A 24,599-nucleotide genomic window follows, 5' to 3' on the forward strand; every position below is an offset into this window, starting at 1 on the left:
GACTGGAGGGAGACAATGGCAATGACCGACGAATCGGCTTCGGGCTGGTCGGATGGCAAGCGTTACCTGTGGCTGCTCGGCGCGCTGACGATCACGCTGCCGATCCTCGCTGCACAGCTCGCGCTGTCGACGGGCCTGCATGTGTTCTGGTGGTTCGGCCCGCTGTTCGCGTTCGGCGTGATCCCGATCCTCGACACGCTGATCGGCGACGATCGCGACAATCCGCCCGAGGCCGTCGTGCCGCATCTCGAACGCGAGCGCTATTACCGGTACATCGTCTATCTCGCGACCTTCGTCGAATACGTCGCGTTCTTCATGTGCGTGTGGATCGTCGGCACGCATGCGCTCGCGTGGTACGACTATGTCGGCTTCGCGCTGTCGCTCGGCGCCGCGACCGGGATCTCGATCAATACCGCGCACGAACTCGGGCACAAGACCGACCGCTTCGAACGCTGGCTCGCGAAGATCACGCTCGCGCCGGTCGCGTACGGCCACTTCTACGTCGAGCACAACCGCGGCCATCACGTGCGCGTCGCGACGGCCGAGGATCCGGCGAGCGCGCGCTACGGCGAGTCGTTCTGGGCGTTCCTGCCGCGCACGGTGACCGGCAGCATCCGCTCGGCGTGGCGGCTCGAAAAGGCGCGCCTCGAACGGCTCGGGCAGTCGCCGTGGACCTGGCGCAACGAAGTGCTGCACGCGTGGGCGATGACCGCCGTCGTGTGGGGCATCGCGATCGCGATGGCCGGCAAGGTCGTGATTCCGTTCCTCGTGATCCAGGCCGTCTACGGCGCGTCGCTGCTCGAAGTCGTGAACTACGTCGAGCACTACGGGCTGGGCCGTCGCAAGCTGCCGAGCGGCCGCTACGAACGCTGCACGCCGCAGCATTCGTGGAACAGCAATCACGTCGTCACGAACCTGTTCCTGTACCAGTTGCAGCGACACGCCGACCATCACGCGAATCCGACGCGCTCGTACCAGGCGCTGCGCCACTTCGACGATGCGCCGCAATTGCCGGCCGGCTACGCGACGATGATCCTGTTCGCGTACGTGCCGCCGCTCTGGTATCGCGTGATGAACCCGCGCGTCGTCGCCCACTATCGCGGCGACATGGCGCAGTCGAATATCAAGCCGTCGATCCGCGACAGGGTGCTGGCGCAGTATCCGGCGGCGGCGTGATGGTTCTGTGAGGGCTGCGTAGAAACTGGTCGGCGCACCGGCTGCCGGTTTTGCACGCGTGCGCGGTGCGGCAGCCATGCAACGACTGTCAGGACTTCCGACGACCGGTTCGTCACGGGGCGATGGTGTTCATCATGCAGCCGGGCTGCATCGAAGATGCGACCCGATCCGGGCGCGCCGCCGGCCCAAAACGAAAAACCCCTTGATCCTGCCGGATCAAGGGGCTTCGTATTTTGGCGGAGAGGGTGGGATTCGAACCCACGGTACGGGGAAACCGTACGCCTGATTTCGAGTCAGGTACATTCGACCACTCTGCCACCTCTCCTTCCTTACTGCATTTCGCGGCTGGTCGTTTCCGCGAGAAAAAGATTATAAGACGATCACTTCGCGGCTGACAAGCCCTTTCTGCAAATTTTTTTGCGAGGGCTTCGAAAGACCCGCGTTACGACGTCTGTGCCGGCGCGTCGATCCGCTCCATGCCGCCCATGTACGGACGCAGTACTTCCGGCACCGTGACCGAGCCGTCCGCGTTCTGGTAATTCTCCAGCACCGCGACGAGCGTGCGGCCGACCGCCAGACCCGAACCGTTCAGCGTATGCACGAGCTCCGGCTTGCCCTGCGCGTTGCGGAAGCGCGCCTGCATCCGGCGCGCCTGGAACGCCTCGGTGTTCGAGCAGCTCGAGATCTCGCGATAGGTGTTCTGCGCGGGCAGCCACACCTCGAGGTCGAACGTCTTCGCGGCCGAGAAGCCCATGTCGCCCGTGCACAGCGTGATCACGCGGTACGGCAGGCCGAGCTTCTGCAGGATCGCTTCCGCGTGGCCGACCATCTCGTCGAGCGCCGCGTACGACGTTTCCGGCGCGACGACCTGCACCATCTCGACCTTGTCGAACTGGTGCTGACGGATCATCCCGCGCGTGTCGCGGCCGTACGAACCGGCTTCCGAGCGGAAGCACGGAGAATGCGCGGTGAGCTTGATCGGCAGCGCGGCGCCGTCGACGATCGACTCGCGCACGGTGTTCGTCAGCGAAATCTCGGACGTGGAGATCAGGTATTGCGTGACCGTGTTTTCCGCGCCGCCCTTCTCGACGCGGAACATGTCGTCCGCGAACTTCGGCAACTGGCCCGTGCCGTACAGGATCTCCGGGTTCACGATGTACGGCGTGTACGTTTCGGTATAGCCGTGCTGCTGCGTGTGCGTGTCGATCATGAACTGCGCGAGGGCGCGGTGCAGGCGCGCGATCGGGCCGCGCAGCATCGTGAAGCGCGCACCGGCGAGCTTCGCGCCCGTCTCGAAATCGAGGCCGAGCGGCGTGCCGACGTCGACGTGATCCTTCACCTCGAAGTCGAACTGGCGCGGCGTGCCCCAGCGGCGCACCTCGACGTTGTCGGCTTCGTCCTTGCCGACCGGCACGCTTTCGTGCGCGACGTTCGGCATGCCCAGCATCAGGTCGGACAGGCGCGCCTGGATCTCGCCGAGCTTGGCTTCCGACGCCTTCATGTCGTCGCCGATCCCGCTGACTTCGGCCATCACGGCCGACGTGTCCTCGCCCTTCCCCTTCATCGCGCCGATCTGCTTCGACAGGCTGTTGCGGCGCGCCTGGAGCTCTTCGGTGTGGGTCTGGATCGCGCGGCGTTCCGCTTCGAGTGCGGAGAACGCGGCGACGTCGAGGGTGTAGCCGCGATCGGCGAGGCGCTTGGCGACGCCGTCGAGGTCTTTGCGCAGCAACTGGATGTCGAGCATGGGAGGACTTGGAAAATCGTTGTGTAAGACGGGAATTCTAACGCACCGCGCGGCCGCCACGGCACCGTCCGGACGGACAATGCCGCAAATGGGGCGAGCATGGCAGTATCGCATTGCCGGTCTGCGCGTCGGCGGCCGGCGAATTGCCGCGCGACGCGCCATGGCGGATCGCAAACCGCCCGCGCCGGCTGGCGCCAACCGATTCAGGCGGCGCGCCGGCTCCGTATCACAGCACGCCAGGGAATCCGATGACCATCGAACTCGACAAGGATGTACGCGACCGTGCGATCGCGTCGCTGCAACGTTATTTCACAGAAAACATGGACGAGCCGATCGGCAACATCCAGGCCGGCGCGCTGCTGCATTTCTTCGTCCAGGAAATCGCGCCGGCGATCTACAACCTCGCGATCGCCGACGCGCAGGAGCGCCTGCACGCGCGGGATCGCCGAACTCGACATCGAATGCCACGAAGAACCGTTCGAATACTGGAAGCAGCAGCCGGGCCGCAAGCGCTGACGCGTCCGCGAGGCGCAGGCCGAACCGGCCCGCGCGGCCTCGTCAGTCCTTCTTGCCGGCTTCGCGATCGAGCTCGCGCAGCCAGGCGAGCTTCTCGGCGATCTTCGATTCGAGCCCGCGCGGCACCGGCTGATACCAGCGCGGCTCGCGCATCCCGTCCGGCAGGTACGTCTCGCCGGCCGCGTACGCGTTCGGCTCGTCGTGCGCGTAACGATACGCGTGGCCGTAGCCGAGTTCCTTCATCAGCTTGGTCGGCGCATTGCGCAGGTGCACGGGCACCTCGCGCGACTTGTCCTGCTTCACGAACGCCATCGCCTGGTTGAACGCGTTGTAGCCGGCGTTGCTCTTCGCCGCGCACGCGAGATAGATCACGGCCTGCCCGAGCGCAAGTTCGCCTTCCGGCGAGCCGAGCCGTTCGTAGGTCTCGGCCGCGTCGTTCGCCACCTGCAACGCGCGCGGGTCGGCCAGCCCGATGTCTTCCCACGCCATCCGCACGATGCGCCGCGCGAGATACTTCGGATCCGCGCCGCCGTCGATCATCCGGCAGAACCAGTACAGCGCGCCGTCCGGGCTCGAGCCGCGGACCGACTTGTGCAGCGCCGAAATCTGGTCGTAGAAGTTGTCGCCGCCCTTGTCGAAGCGCCGCGCGTTCAGCGTCATCGCGCTGCTGACGAAATCGGCATCGATCGTCGCGACCCCGGCCGACGTCGCCGCCGTCTGCGCCTGTTCGAGCAGGTTCAGAAAGCGGCGCGCGTCGCCGTCCGCGTAGCCGACCAGCGTGTCGATCGCCTTGTCGTCGAACGCGAGGCCGTCGAGCGCGATTTCCTGCGCGCGCTTGAGCAACTGACGCATCTCGTCGTCGTTCAACGATTTCAGCACGTACACCTGCGCGCGCGACAGCAACGCCGAATTGACTTCGAAACTCGGGTTTTCGGTCGTCGCGCCGATGAAGGTGACGAGACCCGATTCGACGAACGGCAGCAGCGCGTCCTGCTGCCCCTTGTTGAACCGGTGGATCTCGTCGACGAACAGGATCGTGTGGCGACCGGTGCGGTTCAGCGTGTCCTTCGCCTGCTCCATCGACTCGCGGATGTCCTTCACGCCGCCGAGCACCGCGGACAGCGCGATGAACTCGCAGTCGAACGCGAGCGCGGTGAGCCGTGCGAGCGTCGTCTTGCCGACGCCGGGTGGCCCCCACAGGATCATCGAATGCGGCTTGCCCGATTCGAACGCGAGCCGCAGCGGCTTGCCTTCGCCCAGCAAATGCGTCTGGCCGATCACCTCGGCGAGCGTTTTGGGCCGCAGCGCCTCGGCGAGCGGGCGGCGCGGCTCGACTTGAAACAGGTCGGACATGAACCCTCGCTCCACATCAAACGATAGCGGCCGAACCGGCCGCCGGACCCGACATTATGACAGCCGCGCGAGCGCGCCGCCGGGCCCGGGGGTGCCCACGCCTGTTACCCGCGCCCGGAAACGACACGGGCCTGCCGTCGCCGGCAGGCCCGTTGCAGGAGAACGGCGCGCGGCGCCGGTCAGCCGTTGATCACGTCCGCGCCCTTCGGCACGACGAACTTGAACGTATCGCCCTTCAGCGCCGGGTTCGTCTGGATGTTCGTGAAGGTCAAGAGCGTGACGTTGCCGAACACGTCGTGCAGCTCCATCGCGGCGAGCGTGCCGTTGCGGAAGCCGATGCCGATCCGCTGGAACTGCGTGTCCTGCGCCTTCGGCAGCATCTCGAGCCACTCGATGCCGCCCTTCTCGCCGGCATCGCGCAGCGTGTAGTTCTTGTCGAGATCGTTGCTGCCGAACAGGATCGCGGCGGGGCTCGCGCCCAGCGCGCCGTTCAGCTTGCGCTCGGTGACCTGGTTCAGGTCGCGGTCGTACACGTAGAGCTTGTCGCCGTCGGCCTGCAGCACCTGCTGGTACGGCTTCTGGTACGTCCAGATGAACTTGCCCGGACGCGCGAACACGAACGTGCCGCTCGAATTGTCGGTGGGCTTCGGTGCGGCCTGTGCGGCGCTCGCGCCCTTGGCCGGCGCCTTGACGATCTGCTGCGTGAAATCGCCCTTCGCCGAACGCACCTGCGACACGAAGGCCTTCAGTTGCTCGGTGCCGCCCGCGAACGCGTGCGTCGCCGCGAGCATCAGCGATGCGCCGGCGAGCGCCGCGCCGAGCCAGCGCCGCGTCGAACGAAGGAAAGGGACGAACGAAAGTTGCTGCATATTGCGGTTTTCTCCCTGGGTGGACGGCGCTGCGGGCGCCGCGGACTCATTCCGCGTCGCGCGCCGGCACAAGAATTTCGCGGTTGCCGCTCGACGACATCGCCGACACGAGCCCCGACTGCTCCATCTGCTCGAGCAGCCGCGCCGCGCGGTTGTAGCCGATCCGCAGGTGACGCTGCACGAGCGAGATCGACGCGCGGCGGTTCTTGATGACGATCTCGACCGCCTGGTCGTACAGCGGATCAGACTCGCCGCCGCCTTCGCCGGTTCCCGCGCCGGCCGAGCCCTCGTCGCCGTCGGCGGTGCCGCCTTCGAGCAGGCCCTCGACGTAGTTCGGCTCGCCCTGCTCCTTGAGCTTCTCGACGACGCGATGCACTTCGTCGTCGGCGACGAACGCGCCATGCACGCGCACCGGCAGCCCGGTGCCCGGCGGCAGGTACAGCATGTCGCCCATCCCGAGCAGCGATTCGGCGCCCATCTGGTCGAGAATCGTGCGCGAGTCGATCTTCGACGACACCTGGAACGCGATCCGCGTCGGCACGTTCGCCTTGATCAGGCCGGTAATCACGTCGACCGACGGACGCTGGGTCGCGAGGATCAGGTGGATGCCGGCCGCACGTGCCTTCTGCGCGATCCGCGCGATCAGTTCCTCGACCTTCTTGCCGACGACCATCATCAGGTCGGCCAGCTCGTCGATCACGACGACGATGTTCGGCAGGCGGCCGAGCGGCTCGGGATCTTCCGGCGTCAGGCTGAACGGGTTCGGGATCTTCTCCTCGCGCTTCGCCGCGTCGTCGATCTTGTTGTTGTAGCCCGCGAGGTTGCGCACGCCGAGCTTGCTCATCAGCTTGTAGCGGCGCTCCATCTCCGCGACGGTCCAGTTCAGCGCATGGCCGGCCTGGCGCATGTCGGTGACGACCGGGCACAGCAGGTGCGGAATGCCTTCGTAGACGCTCATTTCGAGCATCTTCGGATCGATCAGGATCAGGCGCACCTGTTCGGCGGTGGCCTTGTACAGCAGCGACAGGATCATCGCGTTGATCCCGACCGACTTGCCCGAGCCGGTCGTACCGGCCACCAGCAGGTGCGGCATCTTCGCGAGATCCGCGCACACCGGCTTGCCGCCGATGTCCTTGCCGAGGCTCAGCGTCAGCGCCGACGACGCGGCCGCATACACCTCGGAGCCGATGATCTCGGACAGGTGCACCGTCTGGCGGCGCTGGTTCGGCAGCTCGAGCGCCATGTAGTTCTTGCCGGGAATCGTCTCGACGACGCGGATCGACACGAGCGACAGCGAACGCGCGAGATCCTTCGCGAGGTTGACGATCTGGCTGCCCTTCACGCCGGTGGCCGGCTCGATCTCGTAGCGCGTGACGACCGGGCCCGGATACGCGGCGACGACGCTCGCCTCGACGCCGAAGTCCTTCAGCTTCTTCTCGATCAGGCGCGACGTGAATTCGAGCGTATCGGCGGAAATCGCTTCCTGCGTCTTCGGCGCGGGGTCGAGCAGCGACACCGGCGGCAGCGTCGAATCGCCCGGCAGGTCGGTAAACAGCGGCACCTGGCGCTCGCGCTCGACGCGCTCGGACTTCGCCGGCGTGACGACCGGCGGCACGATCGTCACCGGCTCGTGGTCCTCGATGCGCACGCGCTCCTCTTCGACCTTGCCTTCGCGGCGCACCGCCGCGGCCTCGCCGAGCTTGCGGTCGCGCTCGGCCTCGCGGCGCAGCTTCGCGACGTTGACGGCGGACAGGATCGCCCCGCCGACGCGCTCGGCGACCGACAGCCACGAGAAGCGGAAATACAGCGACAGGCCGATCGCGAGCGCGATCAGCAGCAACAGCGTGCCGCCCGTGAAGCCGAACGCATGCGACATCGCGCCCGCGACGGCTTCGCCGACGACGCCGCCCGGCGCACGCGGCAACTGCACCTTCAGCGACCACATGCGCAGCGCCTCGATGCCGTCGCACGCGAGCACGACCAGCACGAACGCAAAGATTTCGGTGAGCCAGCCGATCGGCCGCTCCGGTTCGTCCGGAATCGCCTCGTGGCGCGTGATGCGGCGGTAGTTGACGGCGATGCGCCGCCCGAGCGGCACGATCAGCCAGTAGGCCGACAGGCCGAACAGCAGCAGGATGATGTCGGCCGTCCACGCGCCGACGCGGCCGGCCCAGTTCGAGATGTGATCGACCTGGGCGGCGTGCGTCCAGCTCGGATCGCGCCGGCTGTAGCTCAGCAGGGCCATCACCAGAAAGGCGCAGAGCGCGACCTGGAGAATCCAGCGGATCTCCGTGAGGAGCTTCGACATCCGGTGCGGCAACGCCTGTGCCTGGGCGGAATAAGGAGCTTTTGCCATGAATCCGTATAAAGAGGACGGGCCGTGCGCCCGCCTGTCGTTCGATCGCGCTTATTGTAAACGCTGCACCGCGCCGCCAAGTGTAAATGACGGTTACATCACGGGGACGGAGCGCCGAACCGGCGCCGCCGACGGCCGCAAGCCGGGCGGATGTCCGCGCGTGCGGCAACGCGCCGCCACCCCGGCCGCCTGCCGTCCGGCCCGCGGCCCCGTATGGGCGAGGCGCCGCGAAACGCTATCGGCACGATTGAAACTCTCGTTCGGCAGCGCAGCAACGGGGCCTTTATAATGCGCGTCTGATACCCATCTATGACGGCATCCCGGTCAATCCCGGATCGTACGGCGAGCCCCACCCCGCCCGCCGCGGCCGCCTTTTACGGATTCGCACATGTCCACGCCCAAACACGCCAAAGTCCTGATTCTCGGTTCCGGCCCCGCCGGCTACACGGCTGCCGTCTACGCGGCACGCGCCAACCTGTCCCCGGTGCTGATCACCGGCATCGCGCAGGGCGGCCAGCTGATGACCACGACCGACGTCGAAAACTGGCCGGCCGACGCGAAAGGCGTGCAGGGTCCGGAGCTGATGGCGCGCTTCCAGGAGCACGCCGAGCGCTTCAACACCGAAATCGTCTTCGACCACATCCACACCGCGAAACTGCACGAAAAGCCGATCCGCCTGATCGGCGACTCGGGCGAGTACACGTGCGATTCGCTGATCATCGCGACCGGCGCGTCCGCCCAGTATCTCGGCCTGCCGTCCGAGGAAGCGTTCATGGGCAAGGGCGTGTCGGCCTGCGCGACCTGCGACGGCTTCTTCTATCGCAACCAGGAAGTCGCGGTGATCGGCGGCGGCAATACGGCCGTCGAGGAAGCGCTTTACCTCACCGGCATCGCGAAGAAGGTCACCGTGATCCACCGCCGCGACAAGTTCCGCGCGGAGCCGATCCTGATCGACCGCCTGCTGGAGAAGCAAAAGGAAGGCGTCGTCGACATCAAGTGGGATCACGTGCTCGACGAGGTGACGGGCGAGGAGTCGGGCGTCACGGGCCTGCGCATCAAGAACGTGAAGACCGGCGCGACGGAAGACCTGCAGGTGCAGGGCGTGTTCGTCGCGATCGGCCACAAGCCGAACACCGACCTGTTCCAGGGCCAGCTGGAGATGAAGGACGGCTACATCCTGACGAAGAGCGGCCTGCAGGGCAATGCGACGTCGACGAGCGTGCCGGGCGTGTTCGCCGCGGGCGACGTGCAGGACAACGTGTACCGCCAGGCGATCACCAGCGCGGGCACGGGCTGCATGGCCGCGCTCGACGCGCAGCGCTACCTCGAAAGCCTGCACGACAAGAAGTAAGCCGGAAGCCTTTTCGCGGCGGGCGCTACAATGGCGTCCGCTGCCGCGAAGCGGGCTCGACCGGAAAGCCGCTGCCGCCGCGCAGCGGCTTTTTTGTGCCCGCGCGCCCGAACGCGCCTGCCCTGTTATCGAATCATGGCGAAGAACCAGCCCCATCCGAGCGATCCCGCGAAGCGGAAGATCGCTGCCCGTCCCGTGACCCCGGCGCCCGAGGCGCCGCCGCCCGCCCTCGATGCGGCCGCGTTGCGCGGCCAGGGCCTCGCGGGCCTCGGCGCGTTGCGCAAGTCGCTGCAAGGCGAAGCCGACCGTCGCGAACGCGCGCGCATCGAAGCCGCGCAGGCCGAGCGCAAGGCGGAAGCCGACGCAAACCTGTTCCGCAACGAAATCGGCACGATCCGGCCGCTGAACGCGCCGCCACGCGCGTCGTCCGGCCGCATGCCGCCCGACCCGGTGCCGAAACAGACGCAGCGCGACGAGGAAGCCGTGCTGAACGCGACGCTGTCCGACGAATTCGATCCCGAGACGCTGCTCGACAGCGACGACTCGCTGTATTACCACCGCCCCGGCATCAGCCGCGACGTCGTGCGCAAGCTGAGAAGCGGTGCGTGGATCGTGCAGGCGCAGATCGATCTGCACGGGATGCGGCGCGACGAGGCGCGCGATGCGCTCGCCGAATTCATCCGCGAAGCCGGCAAGAAAGGGCTGCGCTGCCTGCGCGTGATCCATGGCAAGGGGCTCGGCTCGATCGGCAAGGAACCCGTGCTGAAGGGCAAGGTGCGCGCATGGCTCGTGCAGAAGGAAGAAGTGATCGCATTCTGCGAGGCGCGCGGCCACGACGGCGGCGCGGGCGCGGTGCTCGTGCTGCTGCAGCCGCACGCGGCGCCGGCCGACCGGGGGCCGCGTGCCGCATCCTAGGCTGACGCTCGCGATCGCGGTACTGGAGGCGATCGCCACGCTGGCCTTCGCGATTTCGGGGTTCATCGAGGCGCGCAAGAACCGTCTCGATTCGGTCGGCACGTTCGTCGTCGCGCTCGCGACCGCGTTCGGCGGCGGCACGCTGCGCGACATCCTGCTCGAGCGCCGGCCGTTCTACTGGGTCGTGCACGACGACTACGTGATCGCTATCTTCGTGCTCGCGCTGTTCGCGCCGTTCGTGCTGCGCATGCTGTCGCGGCTGTCGGCCGAACGGCTGCTGCTGATCGCCGATGCGATCGGGCTCGGCATCTTCAGCATCTCGGGCACGGCGATCGCGCTCGACGCCGAGATGCCGCGCTTCATCGCGGTGATGATGGGCGTGATTACCGGTGTGGTCGGCGGGATCGTCCGCGACGTGCTGTGCAACGACATTCCGCTGATCCTGCGCGATTCGCGGCCGTACGCGACCTGCGCGTTCGTCGGTTGCTGGTTCTACCTGCTGCTCGTGTGGCTGCAGTTCGACTCGGTGTACAGCGTGCTGCTCGCGACCGGCTTCATCCTCGTCGCGCGGCTCGCGACGTTCAAGTTCGACGTGCGGTTGCCGCATTGACCGACGCGTCCGCGGACGCGTCAGCCGCAGCGCCGAAACGAAAAAAGGGGCCGTTCGATACGGCCCCTTTCTGTTTCGTTCAACGCAAGCGCCGCGTCACGCGATCCGCTCTTCCGATGCCGGATCGAACAGCACGGCCTTCGACACGTCGAACAGCAGCGACTGCGTCTGCCCCGGCTGCGGGTTCGCGGCCGGATGCACGCGGCTCACGATCCGCTTGCCGTTCACCTGCGCGAACACGTGCGTGTCCGGCCCGGTCGGCTCGGTCACGTCGACGCGCACGTCGATCGGCTGCAGGTTCGATGCCTCGCCGTTGTGCGCGTTGCGTGCGTCGGTGATGCGTTCCGGACGCAGGCCCAGGATCACCTCGCGGCCGACGTGCGACTTCAGCTTCGCCGCGTCGAACGGCAGGATCAGCGCGCTGCGCGCGAGGCCCGTGTCGATCTCGAGCGCGATTCCGCCGCCCTGCTCGACCAGCTTGCCGTTGATGAAGTTCATCGGCGGCGCGCCGATGAAGCCCGCGACGAACAGGTTCGACGGCGAATCGTAGATCTCCTGCGGCGCGCCGAACTGCTGGACCACGCCGTCCTTCATCACCGCGATCCGGTCGCCGAGCGTCATCGCCTCGATCTGGTCGTGCGTCACGTAGACGATCGTCGTGCCGAGACGCTGGTGCAGCAGCTTGATTTCCGCGCGCATCTCGATGCGCAGCTTCGCGTCGAGGTTCGACAGCGGTTCGTCGAACAGGAACAGCGACGGATCGCGCGCGAGCGCGCGGCCCATCGCGACGCGCTGCCGCTGGCCGCCCGACAGCTGGCCCGGCTTGCGGTCGAGCAGGTGCTGGATCTGCAGCATCGCCGACACGCGGTCGACGATCTGCTGCTGCTCGCTCTTCGGCACCTTGCGGATGTTCAGCCCGAACGAAATGTTCTCGCGCACCGTCATCGACGGATACAGCGCGTACGACTGGAACACCATCGCGATGTCGCGATCCTTCGGCGACAGGTCGTTGACGACCTTGCCGTCGATGCAGATCTCGCCGCTCGTGACGGTCTCGAGCCCGGCGATCATGTTGAGCAGCGTCGATTTCCCGCAGCCCGAGCCGCCGACCAGAATCAGGAACTGTCCGTCCTCGATCTCGATGTCGACACCCTTCAGGACCGGCACCCCGTTCGGGTAGGTCTTGTACACGTCACGGATGGAAAGGCTTGCCATGCTGTGAATCCTCTGTCTCGTCTCGCGCGGCGCGCTCGGGCGCCGCGTCGGGTTCGTTTCGATGCGCCGCGCGTCCTGCGCGGCCGGTTCGTCGTATCGGATGAAGCCGCGCTTACCCCTTCACCGCGCCTGCCGTCAGCCCGCGCACGAAGTAGCGGCCGGCGACGATGTAGACGAGCAGCGTCGGCAGCGCGGCGATGATCGCGCCGGCCATGTCGACGTTGTATTCCTTCACGCCCGTCGACGTGTTGACGAGGTTGTTCAGCGCGACCGTGATCGGCATCGAATCGACGCCGGAGAACACGATCCCGAACAGGAAGTCGTTCCAGATCTGCGTGAATTGCCAGATCAGGCACACCATGAAGATCGGCAGCGACACCGGCAGCAGGATCTTCGTGAAGATCGTGAAGAAGCCCGCGCCGTCGATGCGCGCGGCCTTCACGAGTTCGGCCGGCACGCTCACGTAGAAGTTGCGGAAGAACATCGTCGTGAACGCGATCCCGTACACGACGTGCACGAACACGAGGCCCGGAATCGTGTTGGCGAGGCCGAGCATCCCCTGCAGGCGCGCCATCGGCAGCAGGATCACCTGGAACGGAATGAAGCAGCCGACCAGCATCATCGTGAACAGCGCGTCCGCGCCGCGAAAGCGCCAGTGCGTGAGCACGTAGCCGTTGAACGCGCCGATCAGCGACGAGATCAGCACGGCCGGGATCACCATCTGCAGCGAGTTCAGGAAGAACGGCTTCATCCCGTCGCAGCGCACGCCGGTACAGGCGCCGCTCCAGGCCTTCACCCACGGCTCGACGGTCCACGTGGTGGGCGGCGTCAGCAGGTTGCCGGTGCGCAGCTGGTCGAGGTCCTTGAACGACGTCGACAGCATCACGTAGATCGGGAACAGGAAATACAGCGCGAACAGGATCAGTGCCGCATAGATCACTGCCCGGCTGATCGTCATCTTAGGCTGCATTGCGGGTGCTCCTCGATTCCATATACATCAGCGGCACCAGCACCGCGACCACGGTCGCGAGCATCATCACCGAGGACGCCGCGCCGAGCCCGAGCTGGCCGCGGTTGAACGAAAACGTGTACATGAACATGGCCGGCAGCGACGACGACGTGCCCGGGCCGCCCGCGGTCAGCGCGACGACGAGGTCGAAGGTCTTGATCGTGATGTGGCAAAGGATCAGCAGCACCGAGAAGAACACCGGGCGCATGCTCGGGATCACGATCTTGCGGTAGATGGTGGGCAGCGTCGCGCCGTCGACCTGCGCGGCCTTGAAGATCTCGCCGTCGACGCCGCGCAGCCCCGCGAGGAACAGCGCCATCACGAAGCCGGTCGACTGCCACACGGCCGCGATCACCACGCAGAAGATCGCCTTGTCCGGATCGTCGAGCCAGCCGAACGAGAAGCTCGTCCAGCCCCAGTCGTGCATCACCTTCTCGAGGCCGAGGCCCGGGTTCAGGATCCACTGCCACGCGGTGCCGGTGACGATGAACGACAGCGCCATCGGGTACAGGAAGATCGCGCGCAGCGCGCCTTCGTTGCGGATCCGCTGGTCGAGCAGGATCGCGAGGAACAGCCCGAGCCCGACGCAGATCGCGATGAACGGAATCCCGAACCAGCCGAGGTTCGCGGCGGAGGTCCACCACACGTCGTTCTGGAACAGGTCCGTGTAACGGCCGAAGCCGTCGAATTCGTAGTTGGGCAACAGCCGCGAACGGGTCAGCGACAGATAGCCGGTAATCAGGATGAAGCCGTAGATGAACACCACGGCGATCGCGACGCTCGGCGCGAGCACGAGCTTCGGGATCCAGCGATCGGCGAAGGCCGACATCGGCGACGTACGCCGTGCGGCGGCAGCGCCGGATCCGTTTCCGCTAAGAGGGGCAGCCACTTGATTCGACTCCTGGAACGAGGGCGGCGCAGGCCGGGCCGGCGCCGGGTACGGCACGGACCCGCGGGCGAGCCCGTTTGCTACACATGCAAAAACGCCCGGCCGATGAAGCGTGTCCGGCCGGGCGCCTGGCGCGCGTTACTTGACCTTCGCGGCCTTCGCGAGCGCGGCGACCGCGCTCTTCGAATCCTGCTGCGAGTTCATGAACTTCGTCACGACGTCGGTGATCGCGCCGGCGGTCGCGTCGCCTTGCGCCATGCCGTGCGCGAGCGACGGCACGAAGCCGCCCGACTTGATCGCGGTCTGCTCGTCGGCATACGACTTCTTCGCGCAGTCGTCGAACTTGTCCATCTTCACGCCGAGACGCACCGGCACCGAGCCCTTCAGCAGGCTGAACTGCTCCTGGAAGTCCGGCGTCATGATCGTCTTCGCGAGCGCGAGCTGGCCCGGCGTCGCGTTCTTCTCGCCCTTCTGCTGGAAGAACACGAACGAATCGACGTTGAACGTGTACGAATTCGCGGTGCCCGGCACCGGCGCGCAGACGTAGTCCTTGCCCGCCTTCTTGCCGGCGTTCTCGAATTCGCCCTTCGCCCAGTCGCCCATGAACTGCATGCCGGCCTTGCCGTTGATGACCATCGCGGTCGCGAGGTTCCAGTCGCGGCCGTTACGGCCGGTGTCGAAGTAGCCCTGGATCTTGCGCACCGTGTCGAACACCGACAGCATCTGCGGCGACGTCAGCGTCGCCTGGTCGAGGTCGACCAGCGCCTTCTTGTAGAACGCCGGGCCCTGCGACAGCACGACGTCTTCCCACAGCGTCAGGTCCTGCCACGGCTGGCCGCCCATCGCGACCGGCTGGATGCCCGCGGCCTTCAGCTTGTCGGCCACCGCGAAGAATTCGGGCCAGGTGGTCGGCACCTTCGCGCCGACCTTGTCGAGCGCGGCCTTGTTGATGTACAGCCAGTTGACGCGGTGCACCGAGAACGGCGCGGCGACCGTATGGCCCTTGTACTTGATGATCTTGTCGATTTCCGGCGGCAGGTTCTGCTTCCAGTCGCCGGCGGCCGAATCGATGTTGACGAGCACGCCCTGGTCGGCCCAGTCCTGGATCAGCGGGCCCTTGATCTGCGCGGCCGACGGGGAATCGCCGCTGATCACCTTGGTCTTCAGCGCGGTCATCGCCGCGGCGCCGGCGCCGCCCGCGACCGCGAAGTCCTTCCACACGTAGCCCTGCTTCTGCAGGTCGTCCTTCAGCACGCCGACGGCCTTCGACTCGCCGCCCGAGGTCCACCAGTGCAGCACGGTTACGTTCTCGGCTGCCTGCGCCGCCACGGCGCCAGCCATCAGACCCGCGGCGCAGAGCGCGCCCATGATCGAGCGAACTTTCATTACTTATCTCCTCCAGACTGAATCAACTCGTGAGGTTCCCCGACGGGGAACCGGCTTCTTGATAAACGACGGGGAAATCGAGCCGCGGGACGCATGCAGCGTACGGGGCCGATGACCGGCCGGGCTCTTACAGAAAGCGTGAATCGAGATTCAACGGCGTGTCTCCTCTTTGTGTTTCTGGCCCACCGCGATGCCGCGGCGCGAGCCCGGGGGCGACGGCGCGCGATGATGCGCTCCGTCAATGTCCGATACCATTCGGCACAAGGCGTTCCCGAAGGCGAAGCTCGCGCAGTTCATCGACCGCACTTCTTTTTTTCTTCACCCAGGTGCTACCCCTTGCGGCGGATTGTAGTTAAACTACAATTCAGTGTCAAAAATATTTTTATCGCACTACGGATCGCTTCCCAGCACCCCCAACACGGCGGAGACACATGCATACCGATTCCAGCTTTACCTTCGTACTTTTCGGCGGCACCGGCGATTTGTCGATGCGCAAGATCCTGCCCGCGCTGTTCGAAGCGCACCGCGCGAACATGCTGGCGGACGGCGGCCGGATCGTGGCCGTCGCGCGGCACGAATCGGATCGGGCAGGCTATCTCGAATGGGTCGATACGCACGTGAAGCCGCATGCGGCGAAGGCGGCCGGCAACGCGTTCGACGACGCGGCATGGAAGTCGTTTCTCGAGCGCATCGAATACGTGAAGCTCGATCTCGGCCGTGCGGAGGACTACGTCGTGCTGCGCGACGCGATCGCATCGCTGCCCGGCATCCGCGTGTTCTATCTCGCGACCGGCCCGTCGCTGTTCGTGCCCATCTGCAAGGCGCTCGCGTCGGTCGGCCTGAACGAAGGCTCGCGCATCGTGCTCGAGAAGCCGCTCGGCTACGACCTGAAGTCGTCGAACGCGATCAACGACGCGGTCGGCGAGATCTTCGCGGAAGGCCAGATCTACCGGATCGACCACTACCTCGGCAAGGAGCCGGTACAGAACCTGCTCGCGCTGCGCTTCGGCAACGCGCTGTTCGAGCCGCTGTGGCGCCGCGAATGGGTCGAGAGCATCCAGATCACGATCGCGGAAGAGCTCGGCGTCGAGGCGCGCGGCGATTTCTACGACAATACGGGCGCGCTGCGCGACATGGTGCAGAACCACCTGCTGCAGCTGCTGTCGATCGTCGCGATGGAGCCGCCGCACTCGATGGATTCCGACTCGGTGCGTGACGAGAAGCTGCGCGTGCTGCGCGCGCTGAAGCCGGTCGATCCGCGCGACATCGGCAAGGTCGCGGTGCGCGGCCAGTATCATGCGGGCGTGATCAAGGGCGCGCAGGTGCCGGCCTACGCGACCGAGCCGGGCGTGAAGCCCGACAGCCAGACCGAAACGTTCGTCGCGCTGAAGGTCGAGATCGAGAACTGGCGCTGGGCCGGCGTGCCGTTCTTCCTGCGCACCGGCAAGCGTCTGGCCGACCGCGTCGCGGAGATCGTCGTCAACTTCCGCCCGGTGCCGCATTCGGCGCTCGGCCCGACCGCGCTGCGCCCCGGTTCGAACCGTCTCGTGATCCGGCTGCAGCCGAACGAAACGATCCGCCTGTACTGCCTCGCGAAGCAGCCGGGCGAAGGGATGAACCTCGCGAGCGTGCACCTCGACCTCGCGTTCGACCAGTTCTTCAAGGAAGGGCAGATGGAGGCGTACCAGCGCCTGCTGCTCGACGTGATCAACGGCCGGCTCGCCCTGTTCGTGCGGCGCGACGAACAGGAGGCCGCATGGCAGTGGGTCGAGCCGATCCTGAACGAATGGGCGCGCACGCTGAAGCCGCCGAAGCCCTACGCGGCGGGCACGTGGGGGCCGGCCGCGTCGAGCGCGATGCTCGCGCAGCACGACACCTGCTGGCTCGAAGAAGAAAACTGATGCAGACCGTTGCCGCGTACGCCACCGTACGCGGCAACGTGCCCCACGATTCGTACGATTTGAACAGACAAAGCAGTCCGGAGGAGATGTGATCGAGATCCACGCTTTCGACACCCAGGAAGCGCAAAGCGAAGCGCTCGCGCGCGCCGTCGGCGACGCGCTGCGCGCGGCGCTCGCCGGCCCCGCGCGCCCGACGCTCGCGGTGTCCGGCGGCACCAGCCCGCGCCCGTTCCTGCACACGCTGTCGCATGCGGCGCTCGACTGGGCCGGCGTCGACGTCACGCTGGTCGACGACCGCTGGGTGCCGGACGACGACGCGGCCAGCAATGCGCAACTCGTGCGCGACACGCTGCTGCAGCACGCGGCGGCCCCTGCCCGCTTCCTGCCGCTCGTCGACACGCGCAGCACGCTCGACGCGCACGTCGCCGCGTTGAACGCCAACCCCGACTACCGCGTGCCGACCGTCGCCGTGCTCGGCATGGGCGAGGACGGCCACACCGCGTCGATCTTCGCCGACGCACCCGAATGGGACCACGCGATCACGACGCCCGAGCGCTTCGTCGCCGTGCATCCGGGCGCGGCGCCGCATGCCCGCGTGAGCTTTTCGCTCGATACGCTCAAGCGCGTCGACCGGCTGTTCCTGCTGATCGCGGGCGCCCGCAAACGCGACGTGCTCGACGCCGCGGCCGCGTCGCTGCAGAAGAACGCGATTTCCCAACTGGCCAACGACAAGGGGACCCAGCTCGATGTCTACTGGTGCGCAAAGTAAGGCGGTCGTCGCGGGTCAGCATGCCGACGGCCCGCGCCTGCTCGCGGACGTCGGCGGCACCAACGCGCGCTTCGCGCTGGAAACCGGCCCCGGCGAGATCACGCAGATCCGCGTCTATCCCGGCGCCGACTATCCGACGCTCACCGACGCGATCCGCAAATACCTGAAGGACGTGAAGATCAGCCGCGTGAACCACGCGGCGATCGCGATCGCCAATCCGGTCGACGGCGACCAGGTCACGATGACCAACCACGACTGGAGCTTCTCGATCGAGGCGACGCGCCGCGCGCTCGGCTTCGACACGCTGCTGGTCGTCAACGACTTCACCGCGCTCGCGATGGCGCTGCCGGGCCTGACCGACGCGCAGCGCGTGCAGATCGGCGGCGGCACGCGGCGCCAGAACAGCGTGATCGGCCTGCTCGGGCCGGGCACGGGGCTCGGCGTGTCGGGGCTGATTCCGGCCGACGACCGCTGGATCGCGCTCGGCAGCGAAGGCGGCCACGCATCGTTCGCGCCGCAGGACGAGCGCGAGGATCTGGTGCTGCAGTACGCGCGCAAGAAGTTTCCGCACGTGTCGTTCGAACGCGTGTGCGCGGGCCCCGGCATGGAGATCATCTATCGCGCGCTCGCCGCGCGCGACAAGAAACGTGTCGCCGCGACCGTCGACACGGTCGAGATCGTCGAGCGCGCGCATGCGGGCGACGCGCTCGCGCTCGAGACGGTCGAATGCTTCTGCGGAATTCTCGGCGCGTTCGCGGGCAGCGTCGCGCTGACGCTCGGCGCGCTCGGCGGCGTGTACATCGGCGGCGGCGTCGCGCTGAAGCTGGGCGAGCTGTTCACGCGCTCGTCGTTCCGCGCGCGCTTCGAGGCGAAGGGCCGCTTCACGCACTATCTCGAGAACATCCCGACCTACCTGATCACCGCCGAATACCCGGCGTTCCTCGGCGTGTCGGCGATTCTCGCGGAGCAGTTGTCGAACCGCTCCGGCGGCGCGTCGTCGGCCGTGTTCGAGCGGATCCGCCAGATGCGCGACGCGCTGACGCCGGCCGAGCGCCGCGTGGCCGATCTCGCGCTGAACCATCCGCGCTCGATCATCAACGATCCGATCGTCGACATCGCGCGCAAGGCCGACGTGAGCCAGCCGACCGTGATCCGCTTCTGCCGCTCGCTCGGCTGCCAGGGGCTGTCGGACTTCAAGCTGAAGCTCGCCACCGGGCTCACCGGCACGATCCCGATGAGCCACAGCCAGGTGCATCTCGGCGACACGGCCACCGACTTCGGCGCGAAGGTGCTCGACAACACGGTGTCCGCGATCCTGCAACTGCGCGAGCACCTGAATTTCGAGCACGTCGAGAACGCGATCGAGATCCTGAACGGCGCGCGGCGCATCGAGTTCTACGGGCTCGGCAACTCGAACATCGTCGCGCAGGACGCGCACTACAAGTTCTTCCGCTTCGGGATTCCGACGATCGCGTACGGCGACCTGTACATGCAGGCCGCGTCGGCCGCGCTGCTCGGCAAGGGCGACGTGATCGTCGCGGTGTCGAAGTCGGGCCGCGCGCCCGAGCTGCTGCGCGTGCTCGACGTCGCGATGCAGGCCGGCGCGAAGGTGATCGCGATCACGTCGAGCAACACGCCGCTCGCGAAGCGCGCGACCGTCGCGCTCGAGACCGACCACATCGAGATGCGCGAGTCGCAGTTGTCGATGATCTCGCGGATCCTGCATCTGCTGATGATCGACATCCTCGCGGTCGGCGTCGCGATCCGTCGCGCGTCGACGAACGGCGAGCTGCCCGAGGCCGTTGCCCAGGCGAAGGCGCGCGCCAGCGACGACGAAACGGCCGACGTGCTCGACTGGCTGAGCCACGGCGCGTCGCCGGCGGCGAAGGACGTCGCGCGGGACTGACGCATCGCGCGGCGTCCGCCGCTTCACGCGTCCCGACGAACAACGCCACCGGCGCATCGCGCGCGGTGGCGTTTTTCATCGTGCGGCCCGCCGGGCGATGCGGCTCAGGCGCCCGCTTTCACCGGCCGGCCGTGCCAGCGCAGCACGAGATAGCGCCCGGCGAAGCACAGCACGCCGCAAACGCCGATCGTCACGCCCATCGCGAACGGCGTGCCGTCCGCGAGCGCGCCGATCGCGACGCTCGCCAGCGCGCCGAGCGCGAGCTGCATCGCGCCGAACACGGCCGCCGACGCGCCCGCGTTGTGCGGATAGCGGTGCATCAGGTCGGTCGTGCAGTTCGCGGACAGGATCCCGACCACGCCGACGACGAAGAACAGGCACACGACGATCGACCACAGCCCGCCCCACCCCGTCAGCGCGACGAGCGCGACCGCGAGCGACGCTATGCAGCTCACGAGCGACGCGGCCGCGATGATGCGCAGCGAACCGATGCGGCCGACGAGGCGCGTATTCGCGAAGTTGCCGATCATGATCCCGACGACGTTCAGGCCGAACAGCAGCCCGTAGTGCTGCGGCGACACGTGGAAATACTCGATGTACACGAACGGCGTCGCGGTGATGTACGAGAACATCGACGCGAACGCCATCCCGCCGCACAGCATGTGCCCCCATGCGACGGGGTCGGACAGGATGCGCCCGTACGACGCGAACGACGCGAGCACGGCCGCGCTCTTGCGCCGCTCCTTCGGCCAAGTTTCGGGCACGCGCAAGTACGCGGTCGTCGCGCAGATCGCGCCGAACACGGCCAGCACGACGAACACGCCGCGCCAGCCGGAGAAGCGCAGGATCTGGCCGCCGATCAGCGGCGCGAGCAGCGGCCCGACCGCGGTGACGATCGCGACCATCGACAACACCTTCGCCGCGTCGCTCGGCTCGTGCGCGTCACGCGCGATCGCCCGCGCGAGCACCGACGCGGCACCGGCGCCGAGCGCCTGCAGAAAGCGCACGACGATCAGCATGTCGATCGAACCCGACACGAAGCAGCCGATGCTCGCGAGCGTGAACAGCGCGATCCCGCCGAGCAGCACGGGACGGCGGCCCCACGTGTCGGACAGCGGGCCGTACAGCAGCATGCCGATCGAGAAGCCCGCCATGAAGCTGGTCAGCGTGCGCTGCGCGGCGCCGGGGCTCACGGAGAAGCTGTCGGCGATCGACGGCAGGCTCGGCAGGTACATGTCGGTGGCGATCGGCCCGCAGGCCGCGAGCGCGCCGAGCAACAGGATCAGCCGGGCATCGGGCCGGCGCCGGACGACGTGGGACATGGGTATCCGGAATGGGAGCCCGCGCGCATCGGGGCGCGCGTGGCGGTGAAGACGGGAAGCCGCGCCGCAAGCGGCGCGTTCAGGCCCATGATTGTACGCGCAACTTTTTTGCCTGCCTCGGGCCGCGTCCGGCGGCGGGCGCGGCGACGTCCGCGCCTGCCGTTTGCCGGACGAACGCGCGGGCGGATTCGATTAAGCTTGCTGCTGCTTGTTTCTCTTGTCTGACCCATTCGACGTACGACCGAACCGATGACCGCTTTCCTGCTGATCTGGAGCCCCAAGAAATGGCCGTGGCCCGAGTTGCCCGACGTCGCCGCGCGCGTGAAGGCCGGCGAGGCCGTGCATGACGTGTGGGGTTGCGGCTTCGCGCGCGGCATCCTGCCGGGCGACCGCGTGTTCCTGCACCGCGTCGCGAAGGAGCCCAAGGGGGTATTCGGCTCCGGCTACGTGACGCGCGCGCCGTACGAGGTGCCCGATCCGTCGACGAAGCGCGGCTACCGGCTGTGCATCGACTTCGTGTACGACTGGCTGGTCGATGCGCACCAGGACGTCGTGATCGCGCGCGACGCGCTGCGCGTTCACCCGTATTCGGTACAGACCTGGGATGCACAGACGTCCGGCACGTCGATCAAGCCGATGGTCGAAGGTCCGCTCGAAAAGCGCTGGGCCGAGTTGACCGGCAAGCGCAAGCCGCCGCGATAGCCGAAAACCGGGTCGAATCCCGCGCGCCTTTTTTCGCGCGGCCGACTCCCCCGCGCGCCGAAAGGCCGCAGACCGGCCCGCGGGCCTGCCGCGCGTGTCTCCGGTACAATCGGACGATCGTTCCGCCCAGGCGCCGCGGCCCGTGCACAGGCCTCCGCGCCCTTCTCTCGCAGGTTTCGCCCATGTCCAACAATCAGATCCTCTTCGAACGCGCCCAGAAGACCATTCCCGGCGGCGTCAACTCGCCGGTGCGCGCCTTCCGCTCGGTCGGCGGCACGCCGCGCTTCGTCGCGCGCGCGCAAGGCCCGTATTTCTGGGACGCCGACGGCAAGCAGTACATCGACTACATCGGCTCGTGGGGCCCGATGATCGTCGGCCACGTCCATCCGGAAGTGCTGTCGGCCGTGCAGAACGTGCTCGCCGACGGCTTCTCGTTCGGCGCGCCGACCGAAGCCGAGATCGAGATCGCGGAGGAAATCTGCAAGCTCGTGCCGTCGATCGAGCAGGTGCGGATGGTGTCGAGCGGCACCGAGGCGACGATGAGCGCGCTGCGTCTCGCGCGCGGCTTCACGGGCCGCAGCCGCATCGTCAAGTTCGAAGGCTGCTACCACGGCCACGCGGACAGCCTGCTGGTCAAGGCCGGCTCGGGCCTGCTGACGTTCGGCAACCCGACGTCGGCCGGCGTGCCCGCCGACATCGCGAAACACACGACCGTCCTCGAATACAACAACGTCGCCGCGCTGGAAGAAGCCTTCGGCGCGTTCGGCGACGAGATCGCCGCGGTGATCGTCGAGCCGGTCGCCGGCAACATGAACCTCGTGCGCGGCACGCCCGAATTCCTGAACGCACTGCGCGCGCTGTGCACGAAGCACGGCGCCGTGCTGATCTTCGACGAGGTGATGTGCGGATTCCGCGTCGCGCTCGGCGGCGCGCAGGCGTACTACGGCATCGCGGCCGACCTCACCTGCCTCGGCAAGGTGATCGGCGGCGGGATGCCGGCCGCCGCGTTCGGCGGCCGCCGCGACATCATGGCCCACCTCGCGCCGCTCGGCGGCGTCTACCAGGCCGGCACGCTGTCGGGCAACCCGATCGCGGTCGCCGCGGGCCTGAAGACGCTGCGACTGATCCAGGCGCCCGGCTTCTACGATGCGCTCACCGCGCAGACGAAACGGCTCGCCGACGGCCTCGCGGCGGAAGCGCGCGCGGCCGGCGTGCCGTTCGCGGCCGACTCGATCGGCGCGATGTTCGGCCTGTACTTCGCCGAGCGCGTGCCGACCAGCTTCGCGGAAGTCACGAAGAGCGACGTCGCGCGCTTCAACCGCTTCTTCCACCTGATGCTCGACGAGGGCGTGTACTTCGCGCCGTCCGCGTACGAAGCCGGCTTCGTGTCGAGCACGCACGACGACGCGGTGATCGACGCGACGCTCGCGGCCGCGCGCCGCGCGTTCGCGGCCCTCGCCGCCTGACCCGGGGCCGCGCGCATGTTCTCGGATACCGATTTCGCCCACATGCAGCGCGCGCTCGCGCTCGCCGCGCGCGGCATGTACACGACCGCGCCGAATCCGCGCGTCGGCTGCGTGATCGTCAAGGACGGCGACGTGATCGGCGAAGGCTTCACGCAGCCGGCCGGCCAGGACCACGCGGAAGTCCAGGCGCTGAAGGACGCGCGCTCGCGCGGCTACGACGTCGCGGGCTCGACCGTCTACGTGACGCTCGAACCGTGCAGCCATTTCGGCCGCACGCCGCCGTGCGCGAACGCGCTGATCGACGCGCGCGTCGCGAAGGTGGTCGCGGCGATGGAAGACCCGAACCCGCAGGTGTCGGGGCGCGGCCTCGGAATGCTGCGCGACGCCGGCATCGACGTGCGCTGCGGGCTGCTCGCGCATGAGGCCGGCGAACTGAACATCGGCTTCGTGTCGCGGATGACGCGCGGCCGCCCGTGGGTGCGGATGAAGACCGCCGCGTCGCTCGACGGCCGCACTGCGCTGCCGTCCGGCGAAAGCCAGTGGATCACCGGCGAGGCCGCGCGCCTCGACGGCCACGCGTGGCGCGCCCGCGCGTGCGCGATCCTCACCGGTATCGGCACCGTGCGCGAGGACAATCCGCTGCTGACCGTGCGCGGTATCGACACGCCGCGTCAGCCGCAACGCATCCTGGTGGACAGCCGCCTCGACCTGCCGCTCGACGCGCGGCTGCTCGAAGGCGCGCCGCTGCTGATCTTCTGCGGCCGGCTCGACGCCGCAGGCGAGGTACGCGCGAACGTGCTGAAGTCGCGCGGCGCGGAAATCGTGCCGCTCGCGAATGCGCACGGCAAGGTCGACCTGCCCGCGATGCTGGCGGCGCTCGGCGCGCGCGGCGTCAACGAGCTGCACGTCGAGGCCGGCCACAAGCTGAACGGTTCGCTGCTGCGCGAACGGTGCGTCGACGAATTGCTGGTGTATCTGGCGCCGAGCCTGCTGGGCGCCGACGCGGCCGGCATGTTCGATCTCGCCGCGCCGGCCAGCCTCGATGCGCGTACCCGGTTGTCGTTCCACGGTATCGAGCGGATCGGCGACGATCTGCGGATCCTCGCGCGTATCGCGCCGCCCGACGCCTCTCACTGAACGGAAT

The 24,599-nt window shown here is 67.5% G+C and carries 19 protein-coding genes, 1 tRNA gene and 1 pseudogene; 11 read left to right on the top strand and 10 right to left on the bottom strand.

The features are described 5' to 3' along the window. The first annotated feature begins 15 nt into the window (after positions 1-15). Positions 16-1,176 carry an alkane 1-monooxygenase gene (locus MMB92_RS10025; RefSeq protein WP_006496590.1) on the top strand — a complete coding sequence of 387 codons (1,161 nt, stop codon included), beginning with the start codon at positions 16-18 and terminating at the stop codon, positions 1,174-1,176. A 234-nt stretch (positions 1,177-1,410) separates the two neighbouring features. On the opposite strand, the gene MMB92_RS10030 is transcribed toward MMB92_RS10025, so the two are convergent. Continuing rightward, positions 1,411-1,501, bottom strand: a tRNA-Ser gene (locus tag MMB92_RS10030). A gap of 117 nt (positions 1,502-1,618) precedes the next feature. Then, positions 1,619-2,920: a serine--tRNA ligase gene (serS, locus tag MMB92_RS10035; protein WP_006486625.1), complete on the bottom strand. Its 1,302-nt coding sequence runs from the start codon at positions 2,918-2,920 to the stop codon at positions 1,619-1,621. 248 nt (positions 2,921-3,168) lie between these two features. On the opposite strand from serS, the pseudogene MMB92_RS10040 reads away from it, so the two are divergent. Next, positions 3,169-3,436, top strand: a pseudogene (locus MMB92_RS10040) (DUF2164 domain-containing protein). A gap of 42 nt (positions 3,437-3,478) precedes the next feature. Here the strand turns inward: MMB92_RS10040 and MMB92_RS10045 are convergent. From MMB92_RS10045 to MMB92_RS10055, 3 genes are all read right to left on the bottom strand, one after another. After that, entirely contained in the window at positions 3,479-4,789 is a 1,311-nt protein-coding gene (locus MMB92_RS10045; RefSeq protein ID WP_006486630.1) for a replication-associated recombination protein A, read from the bottom strand. A gap of 179 nt (positions 4,790-4,968) precedes the next feature. Further along, entirely contained in the window at positions 4,969-5,658 is a 690-nt protein-coding gene (gene lolA, locus MMB92_RS10050) for an outer membrane lipoprotein chaperone LolA (protein ID WP_006486626.1), read from the bottom strand. A gap of 46 nt (positions 5,659-5,704) precedes the next feature. Continuing rightward, positions 5,705-8,014, bottom strand: coding sequence for a DNA translocase FtsK (locus MMB92_RS10055; protein ID WP_006486612.1), 2,310 nt, complete (start codon positions 8,012-8,014; stop codon positions 5,705-5,707). A gap of 388 nt (positions 8,015-8,402) precedes the next feature. Here MMB92_RS10055 and trxB point away from each other — a divergent pair, with 388 nt between their 5' ends. The 3 genes from trxB to MMB92_RS10070 all read left to right on the top strand — a co-directional run bounded on the left by trxB (position 8,403) and on the right by MMB92_RS10070 (position 10,890). Further along, the gene (trxB, locus tag MMB92_RS10060) at positions 8,403-9,365 is read left to right on the top strand and encodes a thioredoxin-disulfide reductase (protein ID WP_006491171.1); all 963 of its coding nucleotides are present in this window, start codon (positions 8,403-8,405) and stop codon (positions 9,363-9,365) included. A gap of 135 nt (positions 9,366-9,500) precedes the next feature. Beyond that, on the top strand, positions 9,501-10,280 hold the full coding sequence (locus MMB92_RS10065; protein ID WP_006496592.1) for a Smr/MutS family protein: 780 nt from the start codon (positions 9,501-9,503) through the stop codon (positions 10,278-10,280). Further along, entirely contained in the window at positions 10,267-10,890 is a 624-nt protein-coding gene (locus MMB92_RS10070; protein WP_006491172.1) for a trimeric intracellular cation channel family protein, read from the top strand. Before MMB92_RS10065 ends, MMB92_RS10070 begins: the two co-directional genes overlap by 14 nt. Positions 10,891-10,986: 96 nt before the next feature. Here the strand turns inward: MMB92_RS10070 and ugpC are convergent, their stop codons facing one another. The 4 genes from ugpC to MMB92_RS10090 all read right to left on the bottom strand — a co-directional run bounded on the left by ugpC (position 10,987) and on the right by MMB92_RS10090 (position 15,389). Beyond that, positions 10,987-12,105, bottom strand: coding sequence for a sn-glycerol-3-phosphate ABC transporter ATP-binding protein UgpC (ugpC, locus tag MMB92_RS10075; RefSeq protein WP_006496593.1), 1,119 nt, complete (start codon positions 12,103-12,105; stop codon positions 10,987-10,989). 112 nt (positions 12,106-12,217) lie between these two features. Beyond that, positions 12,218-13,075, bottom strand: a complete 858-nt coding sequence (locus MMB92_RS10080) for a carbohydrate ABC transporter permease (RefSeq protein WP_006496594.1) — start codon at positions 13,073-13,075, stop codon at positions 12,218-12,220. Further along, entirely contained in the window at positions 13,065-14,003 is a 939-nt protein-coding gene (locus tag MMB92_RS10085; protein ID WP_011544827.1) for a sugar ABC transporter permease, read from the bottom strand. Before MMB92_RS10085 ends, MMB92_RS10080 begins: the two co-directional genes overlap by 11 nt. 138 nt (positions 14,004-14,141) lie before the next feature. Next, the gene (locus MMB92_RS10090) at positions 14,142-15,389 is read right to left on the bottom strand and encodes an extracellular solute-binding protein (protein ID WP_006491170.1); all 1,248 of its coding nucleotides are present in this window, start codon (positions 15,387-15,389) and stop codon (positions 14,142-14,144) included. 431 nt (positions 15,390-15,820) lie between these two features. Here MMB92_RS10090 and zwf point away from each other — a divergent pair, with 431 nt between their 5' ends. The 3 genes from zwf to MMB92_RS10105 all read left to right on the top strand — a co-directional run bounded on the left by zwf (position 15,821) and on the right by MMB92_RS10105 (position 19,965). Then, positions 15,821-17,290, top strand: coding sequence for a glucose-6-phosphate dehydrogenase (zwf, locus tag MMB92_RS10095; protein ID WP_006491174.1), 1,470 nt, complete (start codon positions 15,821-15,823; stop codon positions 17,288-17,290). An 88-nt stretch (positions 17,291-17,378) separates the two neighbouring features. Next, positions 17,379-18,059: a 6-phosphogluconolactonase gene (pgl, locus tag MMB92_RS10100; protein ID WP_077190919.1), complete on the top strand. Its 681-nt coding sequence runs from the start codon at positions 17,379-17,381 to the stop codon at positions 18,057-18,059. Then, positions 18,037-19,965 carry a bifunctional transcriptional regulator/glucokinase gene (locus MMB92_RS10105; protein ID WP_006484254.1) on the top strand — a complete coding sequence of 643 codons (1,929 nt, stop codon included), beginning with the start codon at positions 18,037-18,039 and terminating at the stop codon, positions 19,963-19,965. Before pgl ends, MMB92_RS10105 begins: the two co-directional genes overlap by 23 nt. Before the next feature lie 104 nt (positions 19,966-20,069). Here the strand turns inward: MMB92_RS10105 and MMB92_RS10110 are convergent, their stop codons facing one another. Beyond that, complete coding sequence (locus MMB92_RS10110; RefSeq protein ID WP_006484253.1) at positions 20,070-21,287, bottom strand: Bcr/CflA family multidrug efflux MFS transporter; 1,218 nt, start codon at positions 21,285-21,287, stop codon at positions 20,070-20,072. A gap of 249 nt (positions 21,288-21,536) precedes the next feature. Here MMB92_RS10110 and MMB92_RS10115 point away from each other — a divergent pair, with 249 nt between their 5' ends. The 3 genes from MMB92_RS10115 to ribD all read left to right on the top strand — a co-directional run bounded on the left by MMB92_RS10115 (position 21,537) and on the right by ribD (position 24,592). Continuing rightward, positions 21,537-21,989 (top strand): hypothetical protein, encoded by a 453-nt coding sequence (locus MMB92_RS10115; protein WP_006484248.1) that lies wholly within the window; start codon positions 21,537-21,539, stop codon positions 21,987-21,989. 182 nt (positions 21,990-22,171) lie between these two features. Then, positions 22,172-23,455, top strand: coding sequence for a glutamate-1-semialdehyde 2,1-aminomutase (gene hemL, locus MMB92_RS10120; RefSeq protein ID WP_034200884.1), 1,284 nt, complete (start codon positions 22,172-22,174; stop codon positions 23,453-23,455). Positions 23,456-23,470: 15 nt separating this feature from the next. Then, positions 23,471-24,592 carry a bifunctional diaminohydroxyphosphoribosylaminopyrimidine deaminase/5-amino-6-(5-phosphoribosylamino)uracil reductase RibD gene (gene ribD / locus MMB92_RS10125; protein WP_006484247.1) on the top strand — a complete coding sequence of 374 codons (1,122 nt, stop codon included), beginning with the start codon at positions 23,471-23,473 and terminating at the stop codon, positions 24,590-24,592. The last annotated feature ends 7 nt before the right edge of the window (positions 24,593-24,599 follow it).

The sequence above is a fragment of the Burkholderia sp. IO2 genome (genome assembly GCF_029522185.1).
GTDB lineage: Bacteria > Pseudomonadota > Gammaproteobacteria > Burkholderiales > Burkholderiaceae > Burkholderia > Burkholderia cenocepacia.